This window comes from Erwinia sp. STN24 (assembly GCF_041320675.1).
GTDB classification, from domain to species: Bacteria; Pseudomonadota; Gammaproteobacteria; order Enterobacterales; family Enterobacteriaceae; genus Erwinia; species Erwinia aeris.
Genome location: NZ_JBGGPM010000001.1, coordinates 1,803,907 through 1,826,824 on the forward strand (window position 1 = coordinate 1,803,907; position 22,918 = coordinate 1,826,824).

The 22,918-nt window shown below is 55.6% G+C and carries 21 protein-coding genes, 1 tRNA gene and 2 pseudogenes; 6 read left to right on the forward strand and 18 right to left on the reverse strand.

Annotated features, from left to right (window positions below):
- Positions 1 to 124: 124 nt before the first annotated feature.
- Positions 125 to 1,057: a 50S ribosomal protein L3 N(5)-glutamine methyltransferase gene (gene prmB, locus ACA373_RS08505; RefSeq protein ID WP_253459685.1), complete on the reverse strand. Its 933-nt coding sequence runs from the start codon at positions 1,055 to 1,057 to the stop codon at positions 125 to 127.
- 172 nt (positions 1,058 to 1,229) lie between these two features.
- On the opposite strand from prmB, the gene smrB reads away from it, so the two are divergent.
- A complete protein-coding gene (gene smrB, locus ACA373_RS08510; protein WP_125288301.1) occupies positions 1,230 to 1,781 on the forward strand; it encodes an endonuclease SmrB in 552 nt (183 codons plus the stop codon).
- Positions 1,782 to 1,878: 97 nt separating this feature from the next.
- On the opposite strand, the gene sixA is transcribed toward smrB, so the two are convergent.
- The 4 genes from sixA to ACA373_RS08530 all read right to left on the reverse strand — a co-directional run bounded on the left by sixA (position 1,879) and on the right by ACA373_RS08530 (position 6,485).
- Positions 1,879 to 2,361 carry a phosphohistidine phosphatase SixA gene (gene sixA, locus ACA373_RS08515; RefSeq protein WP_125288302.1) on the reverse strand — a complete coding sequence of 161 codons (483 nt, stop codon included), beginning with the start codon at positions 2,359 to 2,361 and terminating at the stop codon, positions 1,879 to 1,881.
- Positions 2,362 to 2,531: 170 nt separating this feature from the next.
- Positions 2,532 to 4,685: a fatty acid oxidation complex subunit alpha FadJ gene (fadJ, locus tag ACA373_RS08520; RefSeq protein WP_370734327.1), complete on the reverse strand. Its 2,154-nt coding sequence runs from the start codon at positions 4,683 to 4,685 to the stop codon at positions 2,532 to 2,534.
- Positions 4,685 to 5,995: an acetyl-CoA C-acyltransferase FadI gene (gene fadI / locus ACA373_RS08525; protein WP_253461262.1), complete on the reverse strand. Its 1,311-nt coding sequence runs from the start codon at positions 5,993 to 5,995 to the stop codon at positions 4,685 to 4,687. The genes fadJ and fadI overlap by 1 nt, the downstream gene beginning before the upstream one ends.
- Before the next feature lie 193 nt (positions 5,996 to 6,188).
- The gene (locus ACA373_RS08530) at positions 6,189 to 6,485 is read right to left on the reverse strand and encodes a YfcZ/YiiS family protein (RefSeq protein ID WP_253459680.1); all 297 of its coding nucleotides are present in this window, start codon (positions 6,483 to 6,485) and stop codon (positions 6,189 to 6,191) included.
- Positions 6,486 to 6,854: 369 nt separating this feature from the next.
- Here ACA373_RS08530 and fadL point away from each other — a divergent pair, with 369 nt between their 5' ends.
- Entirely contained in the window at positions 6,855 to 8,141 is a 1,287-nt protein-coding gene (fadL, locus tag ACA373_RS08535) for a long-chain fatty acid transporter FadL (protein WP_253459678.1), read from the forward strand.
- A 59-nt stretch (positions 8,142 to 8,200) separates the two neighbouring features.
- Here the strand turns inward: fadL and mlaA are convergent, their stop codons facing one another.
- The 10 genes from mlaA to ccmA are packed head-to-tail and all read right to left on the reverse strand — an operon-like array spanning position 8,201 to position 15,876.
- A complete protein-coding gene (gene mlaA, locus ACA373_RS08540; protein ID WP_370734328.1) occupies positions 8,201 to 8,962 on the reverse strand; it encodes a phospholipid-binding lipoprotein MlaA in 762 nt (253 codons plus the stop codon).
- A gap of 27 nt (positions 8,963 to 8,989) precedes the next feature.
- Positions 8,990 to 10,201, reverse strand: coding sequence for a c-type cytochrome biogenesis protein CcmI (gene ccmI / locus ACA373_RS08545; RefSeq protein ID WP_253459674.1), 1,212 nt, complete (start codon positions 10,199 to 10,201; stop codon positions 8,990 to 8,992).
- Positions 10,198 to 10,650 (reverse strand): cytochrome c-type biogenesis protein, encoded by a 453-nt coding sequence (locus ACA373_RS08550; protein WP_301251960.1) that lies wholly within the window; start codon positions 10,648 to 10,650, stop codon positions 10,198 to 10,200. The genes ccmI and ACA373_RS08550 overlap by 4 nt, the downstream gene beginning before the upstream one ends.
- Positions 10,647 to 11,201 carry a DsbE family thiol:disulfide interchange protein gene (locus tag ACA373_RS08555; RefSeq protein WP_253459670.1) on the reverse strand — a complete coding sequence of 185 codons (555 nt, stop codon included), beginning with the start codon at positions 11,199 to 11,201 and terminating at the stop codon, positions 10,647 to 10,649. Before ACA373_RS08555 ends, ACA373_RS08550 begins: the two co-directional genes overlap by 4 nt.
- The gene (locus ACA373_RS08560) at positions 11,198 to 13,144 is read right to left on the reverse strand and encodes a heme lyase CcmF/NrfE family subunit (protein WP_301251961.1); all 1,947 of its coding nucleotides are present in this window, start codon (positions 13,142 to 13,144) and stop codon (positions 11,198 to 11,200) included. The genes ACA373_RS08555 and ACA373_RS08560 overlap by 4 nt, the downstream gene beginning before the upstream one ends.
- Complete coding sequence (ccmE, locus tag ACA373_RS08565) at positions 13,141 to 13,605, reverse strand: cytochrome c maturation protein CcmE (protein WP_253459666.1); 465 nt, start codon at positions 13,603 to 13,605, stop codon at positions 13,141 to 13,143. The genes ACA373_RS08560 and ccmE overlap by 4 nt, the downstream gene beginning before the upstream one ends.
- Positions 13,602 to 13,817: a heme exporter protein CcmD gene (gene ccmD / locus ACA373_RS08570; protein WP_301251963.1), complete on the reverse strand. Its 216-nt coding sequence runs from the start codon at positions 13,815 to 13,817 to the stop codon at positions 13,602 to 13,604. Before ccmD ends, ccmE begins: the two co-directional genes overlap by 4 nt.
- Positions 13,814 to 14,554 (reverse strand): heme ABC transporter permease, encoded by a 741-nt coding sequence (locus ACA373_RS08575; protein WP_253459661.1) that lies wholly within the window; start codon positions 14,552 to 14,554, stop codon positions 13,814 to 13,816. The genes ccmD and ACA373_RS08575 overlap by 4 nt, the downstream gene beginning before the upstream one ends.
- 45 nt (positions 14,555 to 14,599) lie before the next feature.
- Positions 14,600 to 15,259, reverse strand: a complete 660-nt coding sequence (ccmB, locus tag ACA373_RS08580; RefSeq protein WP_253461261.1) for a heme exporter protein CcmB — start codon at positions 15,257 to 15,259, stop codon at positions 14,600 to 14,602.
- The gene (gene ccmA, locus ACA373_RS08585; RefSeq protein WP_301251965.1) at positions 15,259 to 15,876 is read right to left on the reverse strand and encodes a cytochrome c biogenesis heme-transporting ATPase CcmA; all 618 of its coding nucleotides are present in this window, start codon (positions 15,874 to 15,876) and stop codon (positions 15,259 to 15,261) included. The genes ccmB and ccmA overlap by 1 nt, the downstream gene beginning before the upstream one ends.
- Positions 15,877 to 16,117: 241 nt before the next feature.
- On the opposite strand from ccmA, the gene ACA373_RS08590 reads away from it, so the two are divergent.
- The 4 genes and pseudogenes from ACA373_RS08590 to ACA373_RS08605 form a co-directional block, all read left to right on the forward strand.
- Positions 16,118 to 17,029 (forward strand): formate/nitrite transporter family protein, encoded by a 912-nt coding sequence (locus ACA373_RS08590; RefSeq protein WP_370734329.1) that lies wholly within the window; start codon positions 16,118 to 16,120, stop codon positions 17,027 to 17,029.
- A gap of 842 nt (positions 17,030 to 17,871) precedes the next feature.
- Entirely contained in the window at positions 17,872 to 19,047 is a 1,176-nt protein-coding gene (locus ACA373_RS08595; RefSeq protein WP_370734330.1) for a glycosyltransferase family 9 protein, read from the forward strand.
- A gap of 208 nt (positions 19,048 to 19,255) precedes the next feature.
- A tRNA-Arg gene (locus tag ACA373_RS08600) sits at positions 19,256 to 19,330 on the forward strand.
- 160 nt (positions 19,331 to 19,490) lie between these two features.
- Positions 19,491 to 20,438: pseudogene (locus tag ACA373_RS08605) on the forward strand (tyrosine-type recombinase/integrase); the annotation flags it as partial.
- A gap of 121 nt (positions 20,439 to 20,559) precedes the next feature.
- Here the strand turns inward: ACA373_RS08605 and ACA373_RS08610 are convergent.
- The 3 genes and pseudogenes from ACA373_RS08610 to ACA373_RS08620 all read right to left on the reverse strand — a co-directional run.
- Positions 20,560 to 20,997, reverse strand: a complete 438-nt coding sequence (locus tag ACA373_RS08610) for a DUF1240 domain-containing protein (RefSeq protein ID WP_370734331.1) — start codon at positions 20,995 to 20,997, stop codon at positions 20,560 to 20,562.
- Between the two features lie 3 nt (positions 20,998 to 21,000).
- A complete protein-coding gene (locus ACA373_RS08615; protein ID WP_370734332.1) occupies positions 21,001 to 22,266 on the reverse strand; it encodes a PAAR domain-containing protein in 1,266 nt (421 codons plus the stop codon).
- 30 nt (positions 22,267 to 22,296) lie between these two features.
- Positions 22,297 to 22,817 (reverse strand): annotated as a pseudogene (locus ACA373_RS08620) (type VI secretion system domain-containing protein); the annotation flags it as partial.
- Positions 22,818 to 22,918 lie beyond the last annotated feature (101 nt).

Genomic DNA, 22,918 nt, shown 5'->3' on the forward strand with positions numbered 1-22,918 from the left:
AACTTTTCAGGAGGCCATCCCGTTTGCCGCTTCCGTTCCGGCCAGCGCGAAATCCGTGCACAGGCTACGGTTTCCGCGCTGATCGGAGCAAAACCGCCTGCGCCGGGGATGCCTGTGATGTTTTTTAGTCTTTATAAATGCCGAAATGATGTTGCGCAGCAACAATTTGCTCGCGGGTCAGCATAAATACGCCGTCGCCGCCGTTGGCGAATTCCAGCCAGGTGAACGGCACGTCGGGATACTGTTCGATCATATGCACCATGCTGTTGCCCACTTCGCAGACCAGCACGCCTTCTTCGCTCAGGTAGTCCGGCGCACAGGCCAGAATGCGGCGCGCCAGCTTCAGGCCGTCGCGCCCGGCGGCCAGCCCCAGCTCCGGCTCGTGCTGATATTCCTCCGGCAGATCGCCCATATCCTCTTCATCCACGTAGGGCGGATTGGTGACGATCAGATCGTAAGGGGTCTTTGGCAGATCGCGGAACAGATCGGAGCGGATCGGCGTCACGTTATGATCCATACCGTGCGCGGTGATATTCTGCTCGGCCACGGCCAGCGCGTCCGCAGAAATATCTACGGCGTCCACTTCCGCTTCCGGGAAGGCATAGGCGCAGGCGATGGCAATGCAGCCGCTGCCGGTGCACATATCCAGAATATGGCTGGGTTCATGCGCGATAATGCCGGCGAAGCGGTCATTGATCAGTTCGCCGACCGGCGAGCGCGGCACCAGCACGCGTTCATCCACGTAAAACTCGTGGCCGCAGAACCAGGCTTTGTTGGTCAGATAGGCGACGGGAAGACGCTCGTTGATGCGGCGAATAACGCGCTCGACAATGCGGTGACGCTCGCTGGAAGTCAGGCGCGCGGTACGCATATCTTCCGGGATATCCAGCGGCAGATACAGCGTGGGCAGCACCAGCTGAACGGCTTCGTCCCAGGGGTTATCGGTGCCGTGGCCGTACCAGATCTCCGCGGCGGCAAACCGACTCACCGTCCAGCGCAGCATATCCTGGATGGTATGCAGCTCACTGACTGCCTCATCAACGAAAATTTTGTCCAAAGTGCCCTCCACAGGCCAAACTCAACTCGGCAGCTAGTTTGCCATGAAGCTGACGAGAATCCAGCGCGCAGGCGTGAAAAAACTGACATTTGTTTATTTGCAGGGATTAGACAGGGTAAACTGATGGGATTATTGTTAAAAATCCCGCCGCCGCGTGCCGCCTGAGGATCAGATGAGTAAAAAACAGCCCCTGAGCGCCGAAGATGAAGCGCTGTTCCGTGGATTAATGACCGGCACGCGTAAGCTGGCTCAGGACACGATAGTGCATAAGCCATTGCGGAAAACATTCTCGCAGGTGCCGCAAAAGCGCCTGCTGTCCGAGCAGATAGACAACAGCCACTATTTTTCCGATGAGTTTCAGCCTCTGCTGTCCGCTGAAGGGCCAGTGCGCTACGTCAGAAGCGACGTCAGCCATTACGAGCTGAAGAAGCTCAGGCGAGGCGACTATACGCCGGAGATTTTTCTGGATTTGCACGGGCTGACGCAGAAACAGGCAAAAGAGGAGTTGGGCGCGCTGATAGCCGCCTGCCGCCGCGAGCATATCTTTTGCGCCAGCGTGATGCACGGTCACGGCAAGCACGTGCTCAAGCAGCAGACGCCGCTGTGGCTGGCGCAGCATCCTATGGTGATGGCCTTTCATCAGGCGCCGAAAATGTTTGGCGGCGATGCCGCTTTGCTGGTGCTGATTGAAGTAGAAGAGTGGCAGCCGCCGGAGCTGCCTTAGTCAGGCCGCCTCCCGGCGAACAGCGTTGGGGCTGGCCGCTTTATCTTACGACGCGACGCCAGCCACGAAGCAGGCCGGTTCAACCGGCCCGGTGCGATCACATCGCTTTTGCCAGCCGTCCAGGGCTGACCTGCCATTCCAGCTTGCCGCAGCCGCTTTCGTCGTTCAGCGTGACGCTGGCGATGGCGGAAGTGGCGAACATCGGCGGCGTTTCCTGCGGGCAAAGCTCGGACACCAGATAGCCCACCAGAGGCAGATGGGAAATCACCAGCACCGCTTTGACGCCTTCCTTCGCCAACGCCTGAAGATAGCAGGCCACCAGCGCCGGATCGCCGCCCGGCGTCAGCTCCGGCAGCACTTCCTGCTCCACGGGCAGGATCAGGGCTTCACGTACCGTAGAGAGCGTCTGCTCAGCTCGCAAATAGGGACTGACCAACACCCGATCGATATCCACTTTCTGACCGTTGAGCCAGCCTGCCATCTGCCGCGACTCGTCGCAGCCGCAGTGGGTCAAAGGCCGTACCGCATCACTGGCTGCATCCAGTGCCGCATCGCCGTGACGCATAATGAAAACTTGCATATTGCACCGCTGTTATTAAACATAAACGCCGGAAAATCAGGTTTTCCGACTCTTCACTCTGTGAATGAACGCTGTGTTGTACCCTAATGCCAGAAGGCAAGTCAACCGATTGTTTACTAAATAACCGCCTGTTGACAAACGGTTATCAGCACCTTTCAGAAGCGTCCGATCTAACCCGTTGAAACAGGCTGGGTATTCGCCTTACCTGTAGTTTTGTAAAAGGTTTCTCCCGTTTGCGCCATTTTTTGCAGGCGTTCGCAGGGGGTAAAACGCGCGCCGCAGGTGCGGGAAAGCTGTTCCAGCTGCGCCACTATCTGCCCCGCGCCCAGCGCGTCCATATAGCGGAACGGGCCGCCGGTAAACGGCGGAAAACCTATCCCGAACACCGCGCCAATATCGCCGTCGCGCGCGCAGCGAATCACGTTTTCATCAAACGCCCTCGCCGCTTCATTCAGCAACATCATTACGCAGCGTCGCGCGATAAGCTCTTTGCTCAGGTGCGCTTTTGGATGAACGTTCAGTAATTTATAAATTGTCGCATCGGGCCGTTTTTTGCCGCCCCCTTTCTTGCCGTAGCGATAAAATCCCCGCCCGTTTTTGCGTCCTTTGCGGTTATCGTTCAGGACGGCGTCCAGCGCGGGCGGCGCCTGAAAGCGTTCGCCCCAGGCTGCGGCCAGCACCGGCAGGATATGGGCACCTGTATCGATGCCGACCTCATCCAATAGCTGGATCGGCCCGACGGGAAAGCCGAAGTCCGCCAGCGCCTCATCAATGTTTTCTATCGGCTCGCCTTCCAGCAGGCAGCGCAGCGCCTCGTTGATGCACGGCGTCAGAATACGGTTAACGTAAAACCCGGCGCTGTCCGCCACCACTATCGGCGTTTTGCCCTGCAATTTCGCCAGCTTTACCGTGGTAGCGAGGGTTTGCTCGCTGGTCTGCGCGTGGGGGATAACCTCCACCAGCGGCATTTTGTCGACCGGGCTGAAATAGTGCAGCCCGATAACATTCTCCGGGCGGCGGGCGTGCGCGGCGATATCGCTAATCGGCAGCGAGGAAGTATTGGAGGCGAAAATCGTGTCGGGCGACGCGTTGGCCTCCACTTCCGCCACCATTTTCTGCTTCAAAAAAAGGTCTTCAAATACCGCTTCGATCACCAGGTCGCGACGCCGAAATCCCTGATAGTCCAGGCCGCCGCTAATCAGGGCCATTTGCCGCTGGCGCTGACCCGGCGTCAGCTGGCGGCGCGCGATCTTTTTCTCCAGCAGATCCCAGCTATATTTCAGCGCATGCGTAATCCCTTCCGGCCGCACATCTTTGATGCGCACCGGCAGATTTCCCCGACAGGCGGTGACGTAAGCAATGCCGCCGCCCATCAGTCCACCGCCCAGCACCGCAACGGATTTCACCTCTTGCGGCGCCGCCTGTGCCCCGCTCTCTTTCTTTATTTCCGTGGTCGCAAAGAACAGGCCGCGCAGCGCGATGGATTCCGGCGACATCGCCAGCTCGCCGAACGCTTTAGCCTCGGCGGCGTAACCGGCGCTACGGCCCTGCTGCAGGCCGGTACGCACCACCGAAAGAATTTTGCGCGTGGCCGGATAGTTACCGCGCGTTTTCGCTTCCGCCCGTCTGGTCGCCATCTTAAAGAGCAACGCGCGTCCCATGGGCGCGTTAAGCATCCGCTCGCTCAATGGCAGCACGCGGCGCGGCTGTCGGCCTCTGAGCACCATGTCCACCGCCGTTTCCAGCAGAATTGTCTGCGGCACGGCCTCTTCCACCAGGCCCAGCTTTAATGCCTGCTTTGCACGCAGCGTTTTGCCGGTCAGTATCAGATCCAGCGCGTGAGAGGCGCCAATCAGCCTGGGCAGCCGCTGCGTGCCGCCGGAGCCGGGCAAAAGGCCCAGCTGCACTTCCGGCAGGCCCAGCCGCGTTTTCTCGTCCAGCGTGCAGACGCGCTGGTGGCAGGCCAGTGCCAGCTCCAGCCCGCCGCCCAGACAGGCGCCGTGAATGGCGGCCACCGCCGGAAAAGGCAAGGCGGCGATCTCTGCCATGACCTTTTGCCCCTGTCGCGCCAGCGCAGCCGCCTCTTCTGCCGAGCGGCAGGCAGCAATCATGGTGATATCCGCGCCCGCGATAAAACTGTCCGGCTTGCCGGAGATAAAAACCAGGCCAGCCAGCTCCGGCTGACGACGCGCCTGCGCAATCACTTCCCGGATCTGCCCGACGAATTCTGCCTTTAGCGTATTGAGCTTTTCACCCGGCACATCGAAAGTAATGACGCCCACGTTGTCGGCACGCAGGCTGAATGTAAATGCGGATGCCGTCATTATTCCGCCTCCAGAACCATAGCCGCACCAAGACCGCCAGCGGCGCAGGCCGTGACCAGCCCCAGGCCGCCGCCGCGACGCCGTAGCTCGTGCAGCGTCTGGGTGATCATGCGTGCGCCGGTCGCGGCAAAAGGATGTCCATAGGCGATAGAGCCGCCCAGCACGTTAAATTTTTCTTCGTCCACCTCGCCCAGCGCATGAGGCCGGTTCAGGACTTCACGAGCGAACCGCTCATCGGCGAACATGTTGAGGTTGGCCAGCGTCTGGGCCGCAAATGCCTCGTGCATATCAATAAGCGTTAAATCCTTCAGGGTAATGCCTGCTCTGTCGAGCGCCAGCGGCGATGCCCAGGCCGGGCCAAGCAGCATATCCTCCTGCACGCCGATGGCGGTGAAGGCGTAGCTGCGCAGATAGCCCAGCGGCGTAATGCCCAGCTCTCTGGCGCGCGCTTCCGTCATCAGTACTACCGCTGCCGCGCCGTCGGTCAGCGGCGTGCTGTTAGCCGCCGTTACCGTACCGTGTTTACGGTCGAAAGCGGGACGTAGCCGGGCATAATCTTTCAGGCTGGAATGCAGACGCACGTTGTTATCCTGCTGTAAAGGGCTGCGCCACGGCGGCACCCAGGCCGTCATTACCTCCTGCGCCAGCCTGTTCTCTTCCCAGGCCTTTGCCGCACGCAGGTGCGAACGATGCGCCAGCGCGTCCTGCTGCTCGCGCGTGATGCCGTAGCTTTTCGCCATCTGTTCTGCGGTATCGCCCATGCGCAGGCCGGTGGAATATTCCGCTACGGCAGGCGGCACGGGCAGCAAGTCGCGCGGGCGAAGCTGGCTGAGCAGCCGTAATTTTTGCACCAGAGAGCGGGTTTTACTGAGGTCCACCAGCACGCGGCCCAGCTGTTTGCTGACGCCGATAGGCAAGACGGAAGCGGAGTCCGCGCCGCCTGCAATACCGGCCTGAATGGTGCCGGCCAGCAGGCTTTCGGCCACGTTAGCGACGGCCTGGAAACTGGTGGCGCAGGCGCGGCTTACGCTATAGGCGTCGGTATGTACGCTTAAGGAAGTGCCGAGGACGATTTCGCGCGCGATATTCGGCGCTTCGGGCATCTGGATCACCTGGCCAAACACCAGCTGTTCAATAACGTCGGGCGGGATATCGCTGCGTACCAGCAGTTCGCTGACCACCATTCGCCCCAGCTCAATAGCCGGGATAGCCTGAAGCGCCGTGGCCTGGCGAGCAAAAGGGGTGCGTAAACCGTGCGTTATCGCTATGCGTTGACCCTGACGCGTCAGCAAGGGGAGCGCTTTCATTATTCACCTGTAAAAATCAGCGGCATCACTGCCAAAAGAGGTCAGACCTGTTTATTGTTAACCAGATTTTTACATTTTGCATAATGTGGAAAAGAAAAGTGCGAGGGAAACCACGGTTTTGGGAACCATGAGCGGGCGTAGCCCACTCATTTTTTTAAGAATGCCGGGCCAGGCCCGGCGGTTCCGCGTTGAACAATTAGCGCAGCGCCAGCTGAAAGATCATCGTTTCTGCCTGGCAACTAAAAGTAAAATCTGCATCCAGCTGCACGCCGTCCGGCTTCTCTTCGAAACGGCCGACAATATCGCAAGGTTCGGATTCCACCTGGCGCGCCTTGCCGATAAGCTCCTGCAGGGCGGCTTCAGCCTGCTGGCGATTTTCGTACAGGTGACGCCAGCTGGCTGTGCAGTCGGTGTTATCCATGATAGTACCGACATCCACACAGCAACAGGCGGCGGTTTCGTTGGCGCTACATTTATTGATGGCGTGGGTCATAAGATCCTCCGGTTAGCGGCCGCTCGGGGCGGACTTAAGGTCATAATGCTTTTATTCTACGCCTGCCCTTTTTTTCTGTCCGGTGATTCAGTGAATAAGCGTCATCCGGTAATGAAAATCAAAGATAAATTTGATCTGAAACAGGCTAGACTCAACGCCGCCTGTTGTGACTCGCAGGTTTTTGTTAAGCAGATCGCTTTTTATTGATCAATTTAGAAATATTTATAAAACAATATTGCAACAACTACAGGGGCCAGACCTATACTGGGGCCACTGGTCTGATTAGTTAGCCGTCTTTCAGCCCCTCTGTAGCGTCCTGCCGTTGCCTGCGTAACGGTATTAATAAAATCAGATAAAGAGGTTGTGGTCATGAACCATAAAAACCTGTTTGCGAAGTCTGCTCTTGCAGCCGCAGTGGCCATTGTTTCTTCCCATGCTTTTGCAGCCGGCTTTCAACTTCATGAATTTTCCTCTGCCGGATTAGGTCGTGCCTATTCTGGCGAAGGCGCAATGGGCGATACCGCCGCTTCCGCCAGCCGTAACCCGGCGACCATGGCGTTGATGGATCGTCCAATGTTTTCGGCAGGCGCGGTTTTTATCGATCCGGGCGTCAGTATTGACGGCACCAGCAGCCTGTCCGGCCAGAGTCTGAACGCGGACAATATCGCGCCCACGCAGTGGGTGCCCAATCTCCATTACGTGCAGCCGCTAAACGACCAGTGGTGGCTGGGCGCGTCCGCGACCGCTAATTATGGACTGGCGACGGAATTTAATAATGATTACGCCGCCGGGCCGTATGCCGGTAAAACGGATCTGCAAACCGTTAACTTTAACTTAAGCACCGCTTATAGACTGAATCAGCATTTCAGCTTTGGCGTCGGCTTTGATGCCGTCTATGCGCGCGCGAAGATTGAACGTTACGCAGGCGAAGCGGGCCGCGCGCTGGGCTTTCCAACCGATACGCAAATTGCGCACCTGAAGGGCGATGAGTGGGGCTACGGCTGGAACGCGGGCATCCTGTACGAAGTGGATGAGGATAACCGCTTCGGCTTTACTTACCGTTCCGAGGTTAAAGTCGATTTCGACGGCGACTATAAAAGCAGCATTCCGGGCGCTATCAACCCGCTTAATCAGGCGCTTAACCTGGGCCTGCCCTATGGCACCAGCGGATCGACCATTCCCGGCGCGCTGACGCTAAACCTGCCGGAAATGTGGGAAGTCTCGGGCTACCATAAAGTTGCCCCGCAGTGGGCCGTACACTACAGCCTGACCTATACCAGCTGGAGCCAGTTCCAGGAGTTGAAGGCCACCGGCAGCGGCGGTCAGACGCTGTTCTATAAGGAAGAGAGTTATAAGGATGCTTACCGCCTCGCGCTGGGCACGTCCTACTTCTACGATGATAACTGGACGTTTCGCGCCGGTATCGCGTTTGATGACAGCCCGGTACCTGCCGATCAGCGCTCCATCTCTATCCCCGATCAGGATCGCCTGTGGCTAAGCACCGGCGCGTCCTACGCCTTTAATCAGGATGCGTCCGTGGACGTGGGGCTTTCTTATATGCACGGCCAGCACGTCACGGTAGAGGAAGGCCCCTATACTTTCCGTTCCACCGGCAAAGCCTGGCTTTACGGCGCTAACTTTAACTACAAGTTCTGAGGCTTAAGCCAATAAAAAAGGCCCGATTCGGGCCTTTTTTGCAAACAGCATGCGGCAAATCAGTTGGCGTCGATATCGTCCAAATCGCCCTGAATGGCGGCGGCGTTCGGGTTTTCCTGCGGGATCAGCTTGCCGTCGCTGGCAAGGAAATCGTGGCGCTGGAAATAGGCCGCGCGGACAAAGGCATAGGGATCTTTGCTGTTGTGCAGAATAGCGTCGGAATCCAGCAGCTGCGCGCGGGTTTCCACGCCTTCCAGCGCCCACTTACCGGCGGTCATCCACCAGGTCAGCCAGCTCAGCGGCGCATAAAGATCGTCGACCATGCCGCCCACGTCTTCACGCGGCGTAAAGCTGCCGTAGCCCGGCAATTCAACATAGGTGCCATAACCCACGCCATAGTTGCCCAGCGTGCTGCCGAAACGGCGCGGCTCTTCCTTCGCCAGCGTCGGGTTGGCCATGCCGGCCACGTCGATAAAGCCGCCCAGACCCAGAATGGTATTCAGGAAGAAGCGGTTAAAGTGGATCATCGCTTTATAGGGCTTGCCCTCAATAAAGTAGTTCACCATGGTAGACGGCTCGCTCAGGTTGCCGAGAAAGTTGCTCAGGCCGCTGCGCGCGGGCACCGGCACGTAATCGCGCCAGGCGACGGCGACGGGACGAACAACATAGGGATCCAGCACGTTGTAATTAAAGTCGAACATCGTGCGGTTGAACCCTTCCAGGGGATCGGAGCGCCCCTGGGGTTCATCCGCCGTCTGCGAACTGGCGCAGCCAATCAGCAGTACGCTGGCCAACGTCACGCCCATCACGCGGTAGTTCATCTCTCTCTCCCTGTTAAATCAAGCCGACTACGGCTGCTGTTGGTTAATCTCAACGGCCAGCTGTTGATGACCATCGAAAGGCGTGACCGCGCTGGCACCGAACCAGTCGCCGGCCTGCGGATTGGCGCTGCCGTCTCGCGAGATGCGCACGCGCACCTGAACCTGATGCTGCGCCGAGAGCAGACGCTCCGGCATCATGGCGTTGCTGTCATCCAGCGTCAGCGAGAGCGGGAAATGGCTCAACGGCACTCTTTTCACCGCCACCGGCACTTTCGCCACGCCGTCGGAAACAGAAATATAGAGCACGCCGCCTTCGGGCAGCTGCTTTTCCGCGCCGGCGGCCAGCGTCACGGTCAGCGCCAGGCGGCTGGTTTGTCCGCCGGACTCGGTTTTAGCCTGCTCGATGCTGCGGCGGATCGCCGCCACCCGCTTATCGTCGGCCGGTAACAATTGTAACATCTTTTGCCAGACCGCTGTGGCCTGCGCGTAACGCTGCTGGCTAAAAGCATTAAATGCCAACAGGCTGAGCAGGCGAATATTGTCGCCGTCGCTTTTCACCATCTCGTTGAGCATAGCCGTTGCCTGGCGATTATCCTGCGGATCCTGCGAGCGCGTCAGGGCATCGGCATAGCTTAGCTTTACTTCCGGATCCGTGGGAGCAAGCTGCATGGCGCGGCGAAAAGCCTGGGTTGCCGTAGCGGCGTTGTTCAGCACCATGCCGATACGGCCCAGCATCAGCCAGTCGCTTACGTTGCGCGGATCCTGTTGCAGCGAGGTGCGGATCCCCAGCCCAAGCCGGGCCAGCTGTTCCATTGTCAGCGGCTTTGCCTGCGGATCCATCAGCTGCGCCCGCAGCGTGGGCAGTTCGTTATTGACCTGCTGCCAGGCAAGCACCTGCGCAAAGCCGCCGGTTTTGAAATAGACGCCCAGGCTGACGACCACCAGAATCACCACGCCGGGCAACAAGACCCAGCGGCTGAGCGCGCGCTCGTGGGTTGGCGCTTCCTGAGGAATGTCCAGCAGCAGCGTCTGCTGTAGCTCGCGGATCATCTCCGCGCGCTCTGCCACGACGCCCTGCGCTTCGTCCTGCTCCAGCTCCTGAAGGCGCTGATGGTAAAAAGTTTTGTTCAGCGTGTCACGGTCTGTCGCCAGCGCCGCGCGCTTGCGGCCTCCGGCGATCAGCAGCAGCGTACTGGCGGCCACCAGTAAAGCCAGAACGGTGAGCCAGAATTCACTCATGGTTGCTTCCTGTTATTTAACAGCGCGTCAAGCCGCGCCTGCTGCTCCGCATCCAGCCCGGAACCGGTGCGTTTTCTGCTGCGTAGTACCATCACCACCGCGCCCGCGACTACAAACAGCACGGGGCCAGCCCACAGGATCAGCGTGGAGGCCATCACCGGCGGCTCGTAAGTGACGAAATTACCGTAGCGCGCCACCATCCAGGCTTTGACCTGCTCCGGCGTCTGGCCGCTTTGCAGCAGCTGATAAACCTTCAGCCGCATATCGGCGGCAATCATCGCGTTTGAATCCGCAATGCTGTTGTTCTGGCATTTGGGGCAGCGCAGCGATTCCGTCAGATGCCGGTACTGCTGCTCCTGGGTTACCGATGAGAATCGGTAGGTGTCTATGTTGTCCGCCAGTACGCCGAAAGAGAAGATCAGTGCGGCGAGAAGTAAAACGCGTTTCATTGGCCTGCTTCCTTGCTGTATTTATCCCACAATGGCTTTACTTCGCTGTTCCATACCCGGTCGTTCATATCCCCGGCGTGGCGATAGCGAATAATCCCTTTGCCATCGATTAAAAAGGTTTCAGGCGCGCCGTAGACGCCCAAATCAAGCCCCAGCATACCGTCGCCATCGTAGAGACTCAACGCATAAGGATTACCCAGCGAGTTGAGCCAGTTAACGGCCTTGCTGCGATCGTCCTTGTAGTTCAGCCCCACGACGCGGATGCCCTGTACCGCCAGCGTATTGAGATACTGGTGTTCGGCGCGACAGGTAGGACACCAGGTCGCCCAGACGTTGAGCAGGATCGGTTTACCGTCATGCAGTACCGACTGGTCGTAGATTTTGCCGGGCCTGTCCAGCGATTCCAGCCGGAAAACCGGTACGGGCTTGCCTACCAGCGCCGATTCCAGCTTTGTCGGATCGTCGCCGTTGGCGTTGCGGGTGAGTTGCCACATCAGCGCGGCGGCCAGCAGCAGAAACAGCGCCAGCGGAATATAAAGGGTCTTTTTCATGCCGGCACCTTTTTACGCGAGCGATAGCGCGGATCGAGCAGGCATAATATGCCGCCGGCCGCCATAAACAGGCCACCGAACCAGATCCAGCGCACGAATGGTTTGTAATAGATACGCACCGCCCAGGAATTATCCTCCAGCTCTTCGCCCAGCGCCGCGTAGAGATCGCGCGTAAAGCCGCCGTCGATTGCCGCTTCGGTCATCATAGTGTGCGCCACGCTGTAGTAGCGCTTTTCGGCATGCAGCGTTGCTTCATGCTTGCCGTTGCGCGTTACGTCGATGATGCCCACGCCGCCGGTGTAGTTTGCGCCCTGTAGGTTACGCACATCGCGAAAGATAAAGTGATAGTTATGGATATCAACCGTATCGCCCGCACGCATACGGACATCGCGCTCCACGCTGTAGTTCTGGCTGAAAGCGATGCCGATAACGGTCACGGCGACGCCAAGATGCCCCAGCACCATGCCCCAGTGGCTGCGTGAAAGGTGACGCAGCCCGGTGAAAAAGCGATGGCGATGGGTAGCGCGCTCGTGCAGCTCCATCAGCGTCAGGAAGATAACCCACAGCGACATCAGCAGTCCCACTACCGTCATCGCTTCAATGCTGTCCTGCATCAGCCACGGCAGCAAAATGGACAACGCCAGCGTGGCAACCAGCGCCAGCGCCAGCCGCTTCCACAGCTTTTGCGGCTCGTCGCGACGCCAGCGCACCAGCGGCCCGATGCCCAACAGCAGCGCCAGCGGCGCCATCAGCCAGGTGAACAGCGTATTAAAGAAAGGTTCGCCGATAGAGATGCTGCCCAGGCCCAGCTGCTTGTGCACCAAAGGCAGCAGCGTGCCGAGCAGCACCACCAGCATGGCGGCAATCAGCAGAATATTGTTGCCCAGCAGGAAGGATTCGCGCGACCAAAGCTCGTTCTGTACGCGGCCGCGCACCTTGCTGCCTTTGATGGCGTACAGCAGCAGCGAACTGCCGATAACGATCACCAGAAAAGCCAGGATAAACATGCCGCGCGCCGGATCGGAGGCGAAAGAGTGCACCGAAATCAGCACGCCCGAACGCACCAGGAACGTCCCCAGCAGGCTGAGCGAAAACGCGGTGATAGCCAGCAGCACCGTCCAGGCCTTAAAGGTGCCGCGCTTTTCCGTTACCGCCAGCGAGTGGATCAGCGCCGTACCCGCCAGCCACGGCATAAAGGAGGCGTTTTCTACCGGATCCCAGAACCACCAGCCGCCCCAGCCAAGCTCGTAATAGGCCCATGCCGAGCCGAGCACGATACCGACGGTCAGAAAAACCCAGGCCGCCGTGGTCCAGGGACGCGACCAGCGCGCCCAGGCGGTATCCAGCCTGCCCGTCATCAGCGAGGCGATGGCAAAAGCGAAAGCCACGGAGAACCCGACGTAGCCCATATAAAGCAGCGGCGGATGGAAGATCAGGCCGATATCCTGCAGCATCGGGTTAAGATCGCTGCCGTCGATCGGGAAGTCAGGCAGCGTGCGGGTAAACGGGTTTGAGGTCAGCGTGATAAACAGCAAAAAGCCAAGATTGATCATGCCCATGACGGCCAGCACGCGGGCCACGGAATCCAGCGGCATCGCGCGGCTGAACAACGCGACCGCCAGCGTCCAGGTGCTGAGCAGCAGCAGCCACAGCAGCAGCGAACCTTCGTGCGCGCCCCAGGTCGCCGCAATACGGTAGTAGACCGGCAGCAGCGTGTTGGAGTTGGTGGCGACGTAAGCGACGCTGAAATCATTCACCACAAAGGCGTGCACCAGCACGATAAAAGCGGCGAGCACGCAGGCGAACAGCGCGTAGCTCAGCGGCCTGGCCAGGCCCATCAGCCGTCTGTCCTGACGGGAAGCGCCCCACAGGGGATAGACGCTCAGCAGCAGCGCCAGCGCCACGCCCAGTGCAAGCAGAAAACTGCCGATTTCCGGTATCATGGCTGGTTCACCGCAATCTTATGGTTCTTTTTCATTGCATCCTCAATTTCCGGCGGCGTGTATTTTTCATCATGCTTCGCCAGCACTTCTTTCGCTTCGATCAGGTTGCCCTGCTCCAGCACGCCCTGCGCGACCACGCCCTGCCCTTCCCGGAACAGATCCGGCAGGATGCCAAGATAGCTTACGCTGACCACACCGTTAGCGTCGTAGAGTTTAAAGGAAACCTGTAACGTGTTGGGATCGCGCTTGACGCTGCCGGGCATCACCATGCCGCCGACGCGCAGACGCTGGCCCGGCGTCGGTTTTTGCTGGCTTTCGCCTTTGCCGTTCAGGATTTCGCTGGGGGTGTAGAACAGATCGATATTCGAACGTAACGCATACATAACCAGTGCGGTTGCCAGCCCGAGTCCGGCCAGGATGGCAATCGCTACGAGCAGGCGATTTTTACGACGGGTATTCACGATGATGCTCCCTGCTTTTTCATTTTTGCCGCTTTGATGCGGCGTTCCCGCGACTCGCGCTGGCGAATGTCGGCCAACAGCCGCCGACGGCTAATGATGGTGTGCAGCACCAGCGCGCCCAGCGCCATCAGCGTGCAGGCGACGGCAAGCCAGACGTAAAAGGCGTAGCCGCCCATCGCCCAGAAGGCCTGCCAGGATGAGAAAGCCGTCATTGGCGCGCTCCTTTTTCCGCCACTTCCCTTACCCAGGGACGATGGCGCTCGCTCAACAGCAGCAAATTACGCAGACGCATCAGCGTCAGCGAGATAAACAGCAGCCAGAAGCCCGCAATAGCCCAACGTAAAGGCGTGCGCATGGAAGGCGCTATCGCCTGCTGGAAGACGCCGGAAGAGCCCTGATGCAGCGTATTCCACCACTGCACCGAATAGTGGATTATCGGCAGGTTTACCACGCCCACCAGGACAAGGATGCCAGCCGCCCGGCCCGCCATACGGCGATCGTCAAAGGCGTTATAAAGCGCGATTACGCCCATATAGAGGAACAGCAGCACCAGTTCCGAGGTCAGGCGCGCATCCCAGATCCACCAGGTTCCCCACATCGGCTTCCCCCAGGCGGAGCCGGTGACCAGCGCGATAAAGGTGAACACCGCGCCGACGGGCGCCATCGCCGCAGCGGCAAGATCGGCCGTTTTCCACTGCCAGACCAGGCCGGTGAACGCGGCGATCGCCATGGCGGCGTAGATACCCATTGACCACATCGCGGCGGGAACATGAATATAAATGATGCGATAGCTGTCGCCCTGCTGATAGTCGGACGGCGCAAAACCAAATCCCCATATCCAGCCGGTGGCTAACGTAACCGTCGCGGCAACTGCAAACCAGGGCAGCAGGCGACCACATAACTGGTAAAGCCTGTCGGGCTTCCCTGACTGATGTAACCATTTCCACATTGTTAATTGCTCATCTAAAAAGAAACGCGTTTCTGTCTGTTATTGTTAGTGTACGCTAACCCGCAGTGCCGCAGCCGTAGCGAAAGGCGCCAGTGTTGCGCTGGCGACCAGCATCGCGCCGAGGATGGCCAGCTGGCCGTTTATCGCCAGGCCCATTCCCGCAGCGTCAATGGCCGCCGAGGCGAAAATCAGTACCGGCACCGCCAGCGGCAGCACCAGCAGGCTCAGTAAAACGCCGCCGCGTCGCAGCCCGACCGTTAATCCTACGCCTATCGCGCCCAGGAAACTTAACGTCGGGGTGCCCAACAGCAGAGAAAGCGCCATCGCACGCCAGGTGGCGAAATCCAGCGACAGCAGCAGCGCCACCAACGGCGAAAGCAGCAGCAGCGGCAGGCCGGTCACCAGCCAGTGCGCGATCACTTTCCCCAATACCGTTATCGGCAGCGGCGTCGGCAACAGCAGCAGCTGTTCCAGCGAACCATCGATAAAATCATCGCGAAACAGCCTTTCCAGCGCCAGCAGCGAAGAGAGCAGCGCCGCGACCCAGACAATGCCCGGCGCGATACGCGCTAATAGCTGCGGTTCGGGACCAATCCCCAGCGGAAACAGCGTAATAACGATCAGGAAAAACCACAGCGGATTAACCACTTCCGCGCCGCTACGAAAAGCCACGCGCAGCTCCCGCATAATAATGCGTCCGATCATCATCCCGCCTCCGTGACGGAAAGCCGAATTTTGCGCACGCGCTGCGCCGATCCCGGCAGCTCCTGATGGGTGGTCAGGATCACTGAACCGCCATTATCGGCATGACGGGCAAACAGCGCCATCAGCTTTGTCACGCCTGATTTATCTATAGCGGTCAGCGGCTCATCAAGGATCCACAGCGGGGAACGGCTCAGCCAGAGCCTGGCCAGCGCAACGCGACGCTGCTGTCCCGCGGAAAGCTGCGCGACAGGCACCTCTTCATATCCCGCCAGGTCGACCTCTTCCAGCGCCTGCCACAGTTTTTCTTCCGGCTCCAGCGCATGAAAAAATTGCAGATTTTCCCGTGCGGTCAGCACCGCTTTCACGCCGGGATGATGCCCCAGATAGAGTAACGCGCGGTGCCAGACCTCTCGCTGTTTGCGCACAGGCTGCTGCTGCCAAAGCACCTCGCCCTGCTCAGCCCGGCTTAAGCCCGCCAGAATGCGCAGCAGCGAGGTTTTTCCCGCGCCGTTGGCGCCTTCTATTTGAACGATATCGCCTGCGGAAACGGTAAAACTGAGTTCGCTGAACAGCGTACGTTCATCACGAACGCAGGTCAGATTGTGGGCCTGGAGCATCAGGTGGCATCGCGCTTGTTAATAGTGCGTGAAATAGTACCACAGCTGATAATGGTATCGCAGCCTGCGCGGTATCACTGGATGCTTAAGTTGCCGCTATTATGCCCTGTGCAGGCCGCTTAATGCCGAAAAATGCCGCCTCGTTAAATCCTTGTTACGTTTATTCTGAAACGCAGTTACATTTCAGCAACGCTAAAACCCGCTACGCTTAGGCAGAGTGTCGATTACGGGAGCAGGAAGAATGAAAGAAGATAATGTGGAAGTCGAGAGTGAAGAACGTGAAGGAGAAGAGATAGAGGTGGATGAGGAAGCGCTGCCCTCGCGTGCGGCGGCTATCCATGAGGAGATACGCCAGGACGGCGAGAAAGAGCTGGAGCGCGACGGCCTGGCGCTGCTGTTTTCGGCTATCGCTGCGGGGCTTTCTATGGGCGCCTCGCTGATGGCGAAAGGGATTTTTCAGGCGCATCTTGACGGCGTGCCCGGCGCTTTTCTGTTGGAAAATCTTGGCTACACCTTTGGTTTTATCATTGTCATTATGGCGCGCCAGCAGCTGTTTACAGAGAACACCGTGACCGCCGTACTGCCGGTTATGCACAAACCAACCGGTGGCAATCTGGTCCTGCTGCTGAGGCTGTGGGCCGTAGTGCTGTTCGGCAATTTGATCGGAACGGCGCTGGCTTCGCTGGCCTTTACCCATATGCCGATCTTTGACGATGCCACGCGGCAGGCTTTTGTGGCTATCAGCCAGAAAGTGATGGAAAACACGCCGGGCGAGATGTTCGCCAATGCGGTGATCTCCGGCTGGATTATCGCCACGATGGTCTGGATGTTTCCTTCCGCCGGCAACGCGAAAATTTGGGTAATTGTGCTGATGACCTGGCTGGTGGCGCTGGGCGACCTGGCGCATATCGTGGTGGGTTCGGTAGAAGTCCTTTATCTGGTCTTTAACGGTCTTATCAGCTGGCAGGAATTTTTATGGCCTTTTGCTCTTCCTACGCTGGCCGGCAATATTATCGGCGGCACCTTTATTTTTGCACTGATTAGCCACGCGCAGATCCGCAACGATATGAGCACCCGCGCTAAAGCGGAGGCGAAAGCGAAAGCCGAAGCGAAGAAAAAGCGTGATAAGAAAGAGAAGGCTGAAGAGGGTTAACCGGCTGGCGGCAAGCCGCTAAAGTTATCGCTAAGCGGCAGTCGTCTCATAGGGGGCGCTGCCGTTATCGGCGGGCAGTTCAGAAAAAGCATCCAGCTATGGGGCGGCTTTAGCTGAACAGCGCAAAAGTGTGCATATAGAAATTGCTGGCGAAAGCGACATAGGCCAGCCAGACCAGCATGATAAGACCGAGCGACAGTTTCAGGGACATAGCGACCTCTTTTATGAGCTAAACAAACGAGTAACCTTGCTTGAATTCGCTTTACATTAGTCCTCTGTCAGATCGCAGTTCTTGATCCAGCGCAACTATCTTCCACTAATCGGCTAACGGCTTCTTTGCTCAACCTTGTTCAGATCAACGTTAATCACTCAGCGGCCAGCTTAATCAGCTACTCAGCTACTCAGCTACTCAGCTACTCAGCTACTCAGCTACTCAGCTACTCAGCTACTCAGCTACTCAGCTACTCAGCTACTCAGCTACTCAGCTACTCAGCTACTCAGCTACTCAGCTACAAAAATATTATCAAAGCTGAAAATTTTATATATTTTATTATAAATAATAAAGCCAATACTCACATTTAAAATAAATCAAAAATAAAAATAACAAAAAACTACCTTAATAATTAATAAACAATATTTCAAATACCGGCAGCAGAATTTCCTCTTCCTTGCGGCACTGCTATTATCTGTTACTATAACCTTCCGCAAAGCCATCATCACAATAAAGTAAAATACATGTTTTTAATTTGTTTTATTTCTTCATGGTTAATGGTGGGTTTTATTTTATCGCATTATTTTTTCACGGATGAAAAACCCGAGGCGTATAAGGAGTGCCCCTACGAATGAGCCTGTCTCTGTCAGAACTGCCTGGCGCGTTAAAAAGACTTAACCGGCAAAGAAATCGTTACCTTCACGAGCAAAAAAGAAGAATTCGGCTGGTGCTGTCAGCCATGCTTCTGCGTAGCGCCAACAAGCATGAAAAAATCCCTCAGGCGCCGCAGCGCGTGGTTTTTCCTTTTGTTAACCTTGGGATTGGCGATGCGGTATGCCATACCGGATTATGGCGAAAATTAAAGGATTTGGGCTACAGAGTACAAATCATCGCCGAGACCAGAAGCGAGGTATTTTTTAAAGGGCTGGACTGTGTCGATGACGTGTTTATTGTCGATGTCAATCATATTGACCGGCTGGAGAAAATCGATAGCGATATCGTTATCAGCATGTACTCCTGGATGCAGCGCAAGGAGCTTCTGGAGATAAAACTGCTGTCGCGGATTAATTATAGCTATGCTATCAGCATCGGTGGCTGGTTGAAGCGTCCTTATCATATCACGCTGGATTTAGCCGATAACTTTCATATTACCGATCCGCAAAAACAGCTGCTGGCAGCGCTGGGACATCCGTGTAATACACTGCGCTATTGGCTAAATCCCTTGTCTTTTAGCGATGCGTTTATCAAAAACTGCCTGCAGAAATATGCTAAAAAACCCCTGATTGTGCTGAGCCCTTTCGCCAGCGTGAGCGAAAGAACCATGACGCGACAGCAAATCTTCGATCTTATTGCAAAGCTGCAGCATAGTGTGGATTGCAACATTTTTATTACGGGTGAGAAGCACCAGCTGGCGACGCTTGATCATACCTCAGCCAATGTTTTTATCTGCGCCTTCGATTCCTTGTGGCATACCATCTCGTTGGTCAATAAGGCCGATCTCGTTATCTCGGTGGAAACAGCTATTGTCCATGTCGCCTGCGCGCTAAATAAAAAACTCGTCAGTATCTTTTATTCTACCAATATTAATTATAACGATGTGTTACAGAGTAATACTGTCTTCAAGCCCATTGGAGAAAACGTACGGCAAATAATCGTTAACAGAACCACCCTTCCTTTCGATACGGATAAAGTTCTCCAGGCGTCTTTAGCTACGCTGGCCGCTGCCGATCGTCTCGCTGTTGATCCTGCTGGCTCTGGTAACTGTTCATCTGAACCGCTTGAGCCTGCCACCGTGGCGGACTCGTGACTTTTGCTTAAAACCCAGGCGAAATGGAACGTATTTCCGGTGCATTATTTGCCATTCGCCTGTTTAAACGCCAATGCGTTCAATTTGCCACCATATGATGCAAAGACCGGTACAGGGGAAAACGTGTTGAGAAATGAAGGCCTTGAGGCGCAGCCACACTTACGGTAACATATGCAACTGGATGAACGCCCCCGTTTATCCTGTTGCTGTCTCCTTAGTTAAATGGATATAACGAGCCCCTCCTAAGGGCTAGTTGCAGGTTCGATTCCTGCAGGGGACACCATTTCACAGTTCGCTCCCATCCGTAGTAGTTCGCAAAAACCCTCAGAAACCAAGCGCCCCGTAAACTAATCGTTCGCCATAGTTCGCAATCGTCCGTTGACAGCCGCACACTTCGGCGGGTAAAAAACGGGTAAATAATTTTACCCACCGGAATTTTACCCATGCTGACCATTAAGCAGATCGACGCGGCCAAGCCAAAAGACAAACCTTACCGCTTGCTGGACAGCAACGGCCTGTACCTCTACGTTCCGGTTTCCGGTAAAAAGGTATGGCAACTGCGATACAAAATCGACGGTAAAGAGAAAGTGCTGACTGTGGGCAAATATCCATTGATGTCACTGCAGGAGGCCAGAGAGAAAGCCTGGCTGGCAAGGAAGGATGTTTCGGTGGGCGTGGATCCGGTTAAAGCGAAAAAACTATCAATTAAAGACAACTCTTTTGGCGCTATTTACAATGAATGGTATGAGCACAAAAAGCAGGTATGGTCGCTGGGATATGCTGACGAGCTGGCGCGGATGTTCCGGGATGACATCTTGCCAATGATCGGCGGGCTAGAAATCAACGAAATTGAGCCGATGAAGATACTGGAAGTGATCCGCAGGTTTGAAGAGCGAGGCGCGATGGAGAGGGCCAATAAGGCCAGGCGCCGCTGTGGAGAAGTTTTCCGCTATGCCATTGTGACCGGACGGGCCAAATATAACCCGGCACCGGATCTGGCCGATGCGATGAAGGGATACAGAAAGCAGAACTACCCTTTCCTCCCCGCTGACCAGATACCGGCTTTTAACCGTGCGCTGGCAGGCTACTCAGGGAGCATTGTTTCTCGTGTCGCTACACAGGTTCTGCAGTACACCGCGCTCCGAACGAAAGAACTCCGGTCTATGCAATGGGCGAACGTCGACTTTGCAACCAGGACGATTACGATTGCCGCTGACGTAATGAAAGGCCGCCGTATCCACATCGTCCCAATGTCAGATCAGGTTATTGCCCTGCTGGAGATGCTCAGACCTATCACGGCGCCGGTATCCGATTTTGTATTCGCCGGCCGCAATGACAAAAAGAAGCCGATCAGCGAGAACGCCGTTCTGTTGGTGATCCGCCAGATAGGTTAACCATGAAAAAGCAATTTCATCACCAAAGCTGGAATATTCTTTAAATATACATTTCCTAAGATAAAAGCTCAGAGTACACGACCCAAGAATGATCATTATAGCGAAAAATGCACGAATTCTATCTTTCATGCTGCTTACCCGAACTGAAGCATAATTTTTTATCGACCACATACTTGCTGGCCGTTCCGGGTGTCCATCCAGATGGTACTCCTGAGCAAAGAATGTAACCTTTGCTTTTTAATGCTGAAAAATAGCCAAACGAAATAGTACATGACAAAGCAAAAGCAAACACACACATACACTTGAAAAGCGGAATAACTTTATTCACTTTTTTAAGTGCGTATTCTTGCTCATATCGGAGCGAAAGGTAAAACCAGTATAAAGGAAACGCAAAAATAATTGGTATTGATATAAGACTTAATGACATCCACGAAAAAATAATTTCATCATGAAATTTGAGATAATCAAAGACCTCGCTCAACCAAAAATAAAAAGACAGAATAGAAAAAACCAACAATATAAGAATTGAAAAAACAGCATTGGTTTTTTTCGTCATATGTTAGTATATCCTCTTGGTAATATCGTCAATTGAGTTTCTCAAAAAACCTCTAATTTCTGACTCTATAATTTGCTTGCCTTTAATTAACATTCGCTCTGCAAGCATAGCACCTAAGTCCCAAAAACCTTCTTCCATTTCTCTGGCTTTTTCAGCAAATTCTTGTTGAGCCGCATCAATGTACTCAACTACTTTGTCTGTCACACCAAACTTCTGGTCCAGCTTATTTAAACCCCAGGCAGCAAAAAATCCAACGCCAATGACTATTACAAGGTTAAATGCAATCAACGGGGTTACTACGACACTTCCAACGACAAATGTGACTACTGATACAATGCCGATTTTCATTACATCAGTAGCCAGAGATCCTATGAATTCAGCTAAAGATCTCTCATCGTTCAAAATAAAATCAAGAGTCCTGTAAGCGGCTGCAACATAAAATGTCAGCCGTGCTCCTTCAACAACAGATTTTGCAAACCCATATTTACCAATTCCCAAATCAACAATCTTTGGATTTTTAGCCGCAAACACAGGTGCATTCAATATCTTCCTTACACCAGGATAACCACTTATTTTTATCAGTTCTGTACCGTTGCGGTTTACATATGTTGTTGCTTTTATGCTGAAGCTTCCCAATTGGTTGATCAACATGGATGCAGTCACAACATCCTTAATATTTGTTCCATAATTTACAACTATTTGTCCGGGGTCACTTTCTGTTATTGCTACCCATCCGTGTTTCCATGCCCCCCACGAGGACAATATTTCGAAAGCTTCTGGAAGAGTGAGCAGCATCACATCCTGATTAGTTTGCCTTAGCATTGCCCTCAAATTACCATCAGGTAAATCATGCGTATTCCGTAAAACTGGATAATCAGGTACAAATCCCGTTGGCTTTTGCTCACCAGTGAGATAAGAGGGCAATTCCGGGGAAGTTTGCCCCGGTGCCACAAAACCTGCTGCCGATTCGCCAGCGGAAGCTCCACTGCTCTTCTCGTACGTATCATCCATCATCGACGGAATAAACTTCGCTTTACAAGGACAAGTACTGTAGCTGTCGAGGGTTCCGGCCATTCGCCGGTCATGAATGGTATCGTTGTCAATGCCACCGGCTATCCTGAAAAGCCCGGCATGTTTACCGCAGGTCACACTGTCCTGCTCTCGGGCCACAGGTTTATCAAACAGCGTGTGATCCTCTGCGCCCGTGGTGATTTTCCCTCCGCAGGTCGTCTTATCGCCCTGCACCAGATAAAAGCCTTCTGCTGCCATATTTTTCCCTTTAGCTGAATTCTGTCCGGGTTATCCGCAAAGCACCGCACTGCTTGCCGGATCGAGCGCAATCAGACCGGACAGAAGCTGGTCCATCTCCGGCTGAAGCTGTGATTTATCGGTTTTACTGCGTGTGGCTTTCATGCACAGCAGTCTGAGGCGACGCAATTTCACTTCAAATAGCAGTGCCTGTGTCCACTGCGTGAGGGTGATTGACTGTGCGGCGCTGTCGAGTTCATCCAACAGATGCAGGGCCAGTTCATTTTTGCCCTTTTGCTCGGCCACACCGGCTATCAGCAGACGCAGCAGCCATTTGTCTCTTATAGAGTCGGTTCCTGACCGGGTCTGCAGCCAGTGGAGCGTGGCATCCAGGCCTTCGCTGTCTGCTTTCTCCAGCGCTTCCGGCTCAAGGGCCAGAATATCGTCTGATGGATATACCACTGCAAATCCAGCCAGAGGTGATTGGCGCCACGCGAGAAAGTGCTGTCCGCCTGCTCCAGAATCTCCAGCCAGCTCTGCTGCAGATAGAGGCATTTGAGCATGGGTCTTCTCCGGTCGGACTGGTGGCACTTACCGCAGCAAGCCAGGGCTGCCAGCTTTCCGTGCGTGTGCCTGTTGCTGTCGTTAGTCTGACAGGCGGCGACCAGATTTT

Excerpts from the sequence above, each read along its gene's own strand:
- ACA373_RS08590 (WP_370734329.1), top strand. The coding sequence starts at position 16,118 with ATGAAAGAAGATAATGTGGAAGTCGAGAGTGAAGAACGTGAAGGAGAA.
- ccmA (WP_301251965.1), bottom strand. The coding sequence starts at position 15,876 with ATGCTCCAGGCCCACAATCTGACCTGCGTTCGTGATGAACGTACGCTG.
- fadJ (WP_370734327.1), bottom strand. The coding sequence starts at position 4,685 with ATGACGGCATCCGCATTTACATTCAGCCTGCGTGCCGACAACGTGGGC.
- ccmD (WP_301251963.1), bottom strand. The coding sequence starts at position 13,817 with ATGACGGCTTTCTCATCCTGGCAGGCCTTCTGGGCGATGGGCGGCTAC.
- smrB (WP_125288301.1), top strand. The coding sequence starts at position 1,230 with ATGAGTAAAAAACAGCCCCTGAGCGCCGAAGATGAAGCGCTGTTCCGT.
- ACA373_RS08560 (WP_301251961.1), bottom strand. The coding sequence starts at position 13,144 with ATGATACCGGAAATCGGCAGTTTTCTGCTTGCACTGGGCGTGGCGCTG.
- ACA373_RS08615 (WP_370734332.1), bottom strand. The coding sequence starts at position 22,266 with ATGGCAGCAGAAGGCTTTTATCTGGTGCAGGGCGATAAGACGACCTGC.
- ACA373_RS08530 (WP_253459680.1), bottom strand. The coding sequence starts at position 6,485 with ATGACCCACGCCATCAATAAATGTAGCGCCAACGAAACCGCCGCCTGT.
- ACA373_RS08555 (WP_253459670.1), bottom strand. The coding sequence starts at position 11,201 with ATGAAAAAGACCCTTTATATTCCGCTGGCGCTGTTTCTGCTGCTGGCC.
- ACA373_RS08575 (WP_253459661.1), bottom strand. The coding sequence starts at position 14,554 with ATGTGGAAATGGTTACATCAGTCAGGGAAGCCCGACAGGCTTTACCAG.
- ACA373_RS08550 (WP_301251960.1), bottom strand. The coding sequence starts at position 10,650 with ATGAAACGCGTTTTACTTCTCGCCGCACTGATCTTCTCTTTCGGCGTA.
- ccmB (WP_253461261.1), bottom strand. The coding sequence starts at position 15,259 with ATGATCGGACGCATTATTATGCGGGAGCTGCGCGTGGCTTTTCGTAGC.
- fadL (WP_253459678.1), top strand. The coding sequence starts at position 6,855 with ATGAACCATAAAAACCTGTTTGCGAAGTCTGCTCTTGCAGCCGCAGTG.
- ACA373_RS08610 (WP_370734331.1), bottom strand. The coding sequence starts at position 20,997 with ATGACGAAAAAAACCAATGCTGTTTTTTCAATTCTTATATTGTTGGTT.
- mlaA (WP_370734328.1), bottom strand. The coding sequence starts at position 8,962 with ATGAACTACCGCGTGATGGGCGTGACGTTGGCCAGCGTACTGCTGATT.
- ACA373_RS08595 (WP_370734330.1), top strand. The coding sequence starts at position 17,872 with ATGAGCCTGTCTCTGTCAGAACTGCCTGGCGCGTTAAAAAGACTTAAC.
- ccmI (WP_253459674.1), bottom strand. The coding sequence starts at position 10,201 with ATGAGTGAATTCTGGCTCACCGTTCTGGCTTTACTGGTGGCCGCCAGT.
- sixA (WP_125288302.1), bottom strand. The coding sequence starts at position 2,361 with ATGCAAGTTTTCATTATGCGTCACGGCGATGCGGCACTGGATGCAGCC.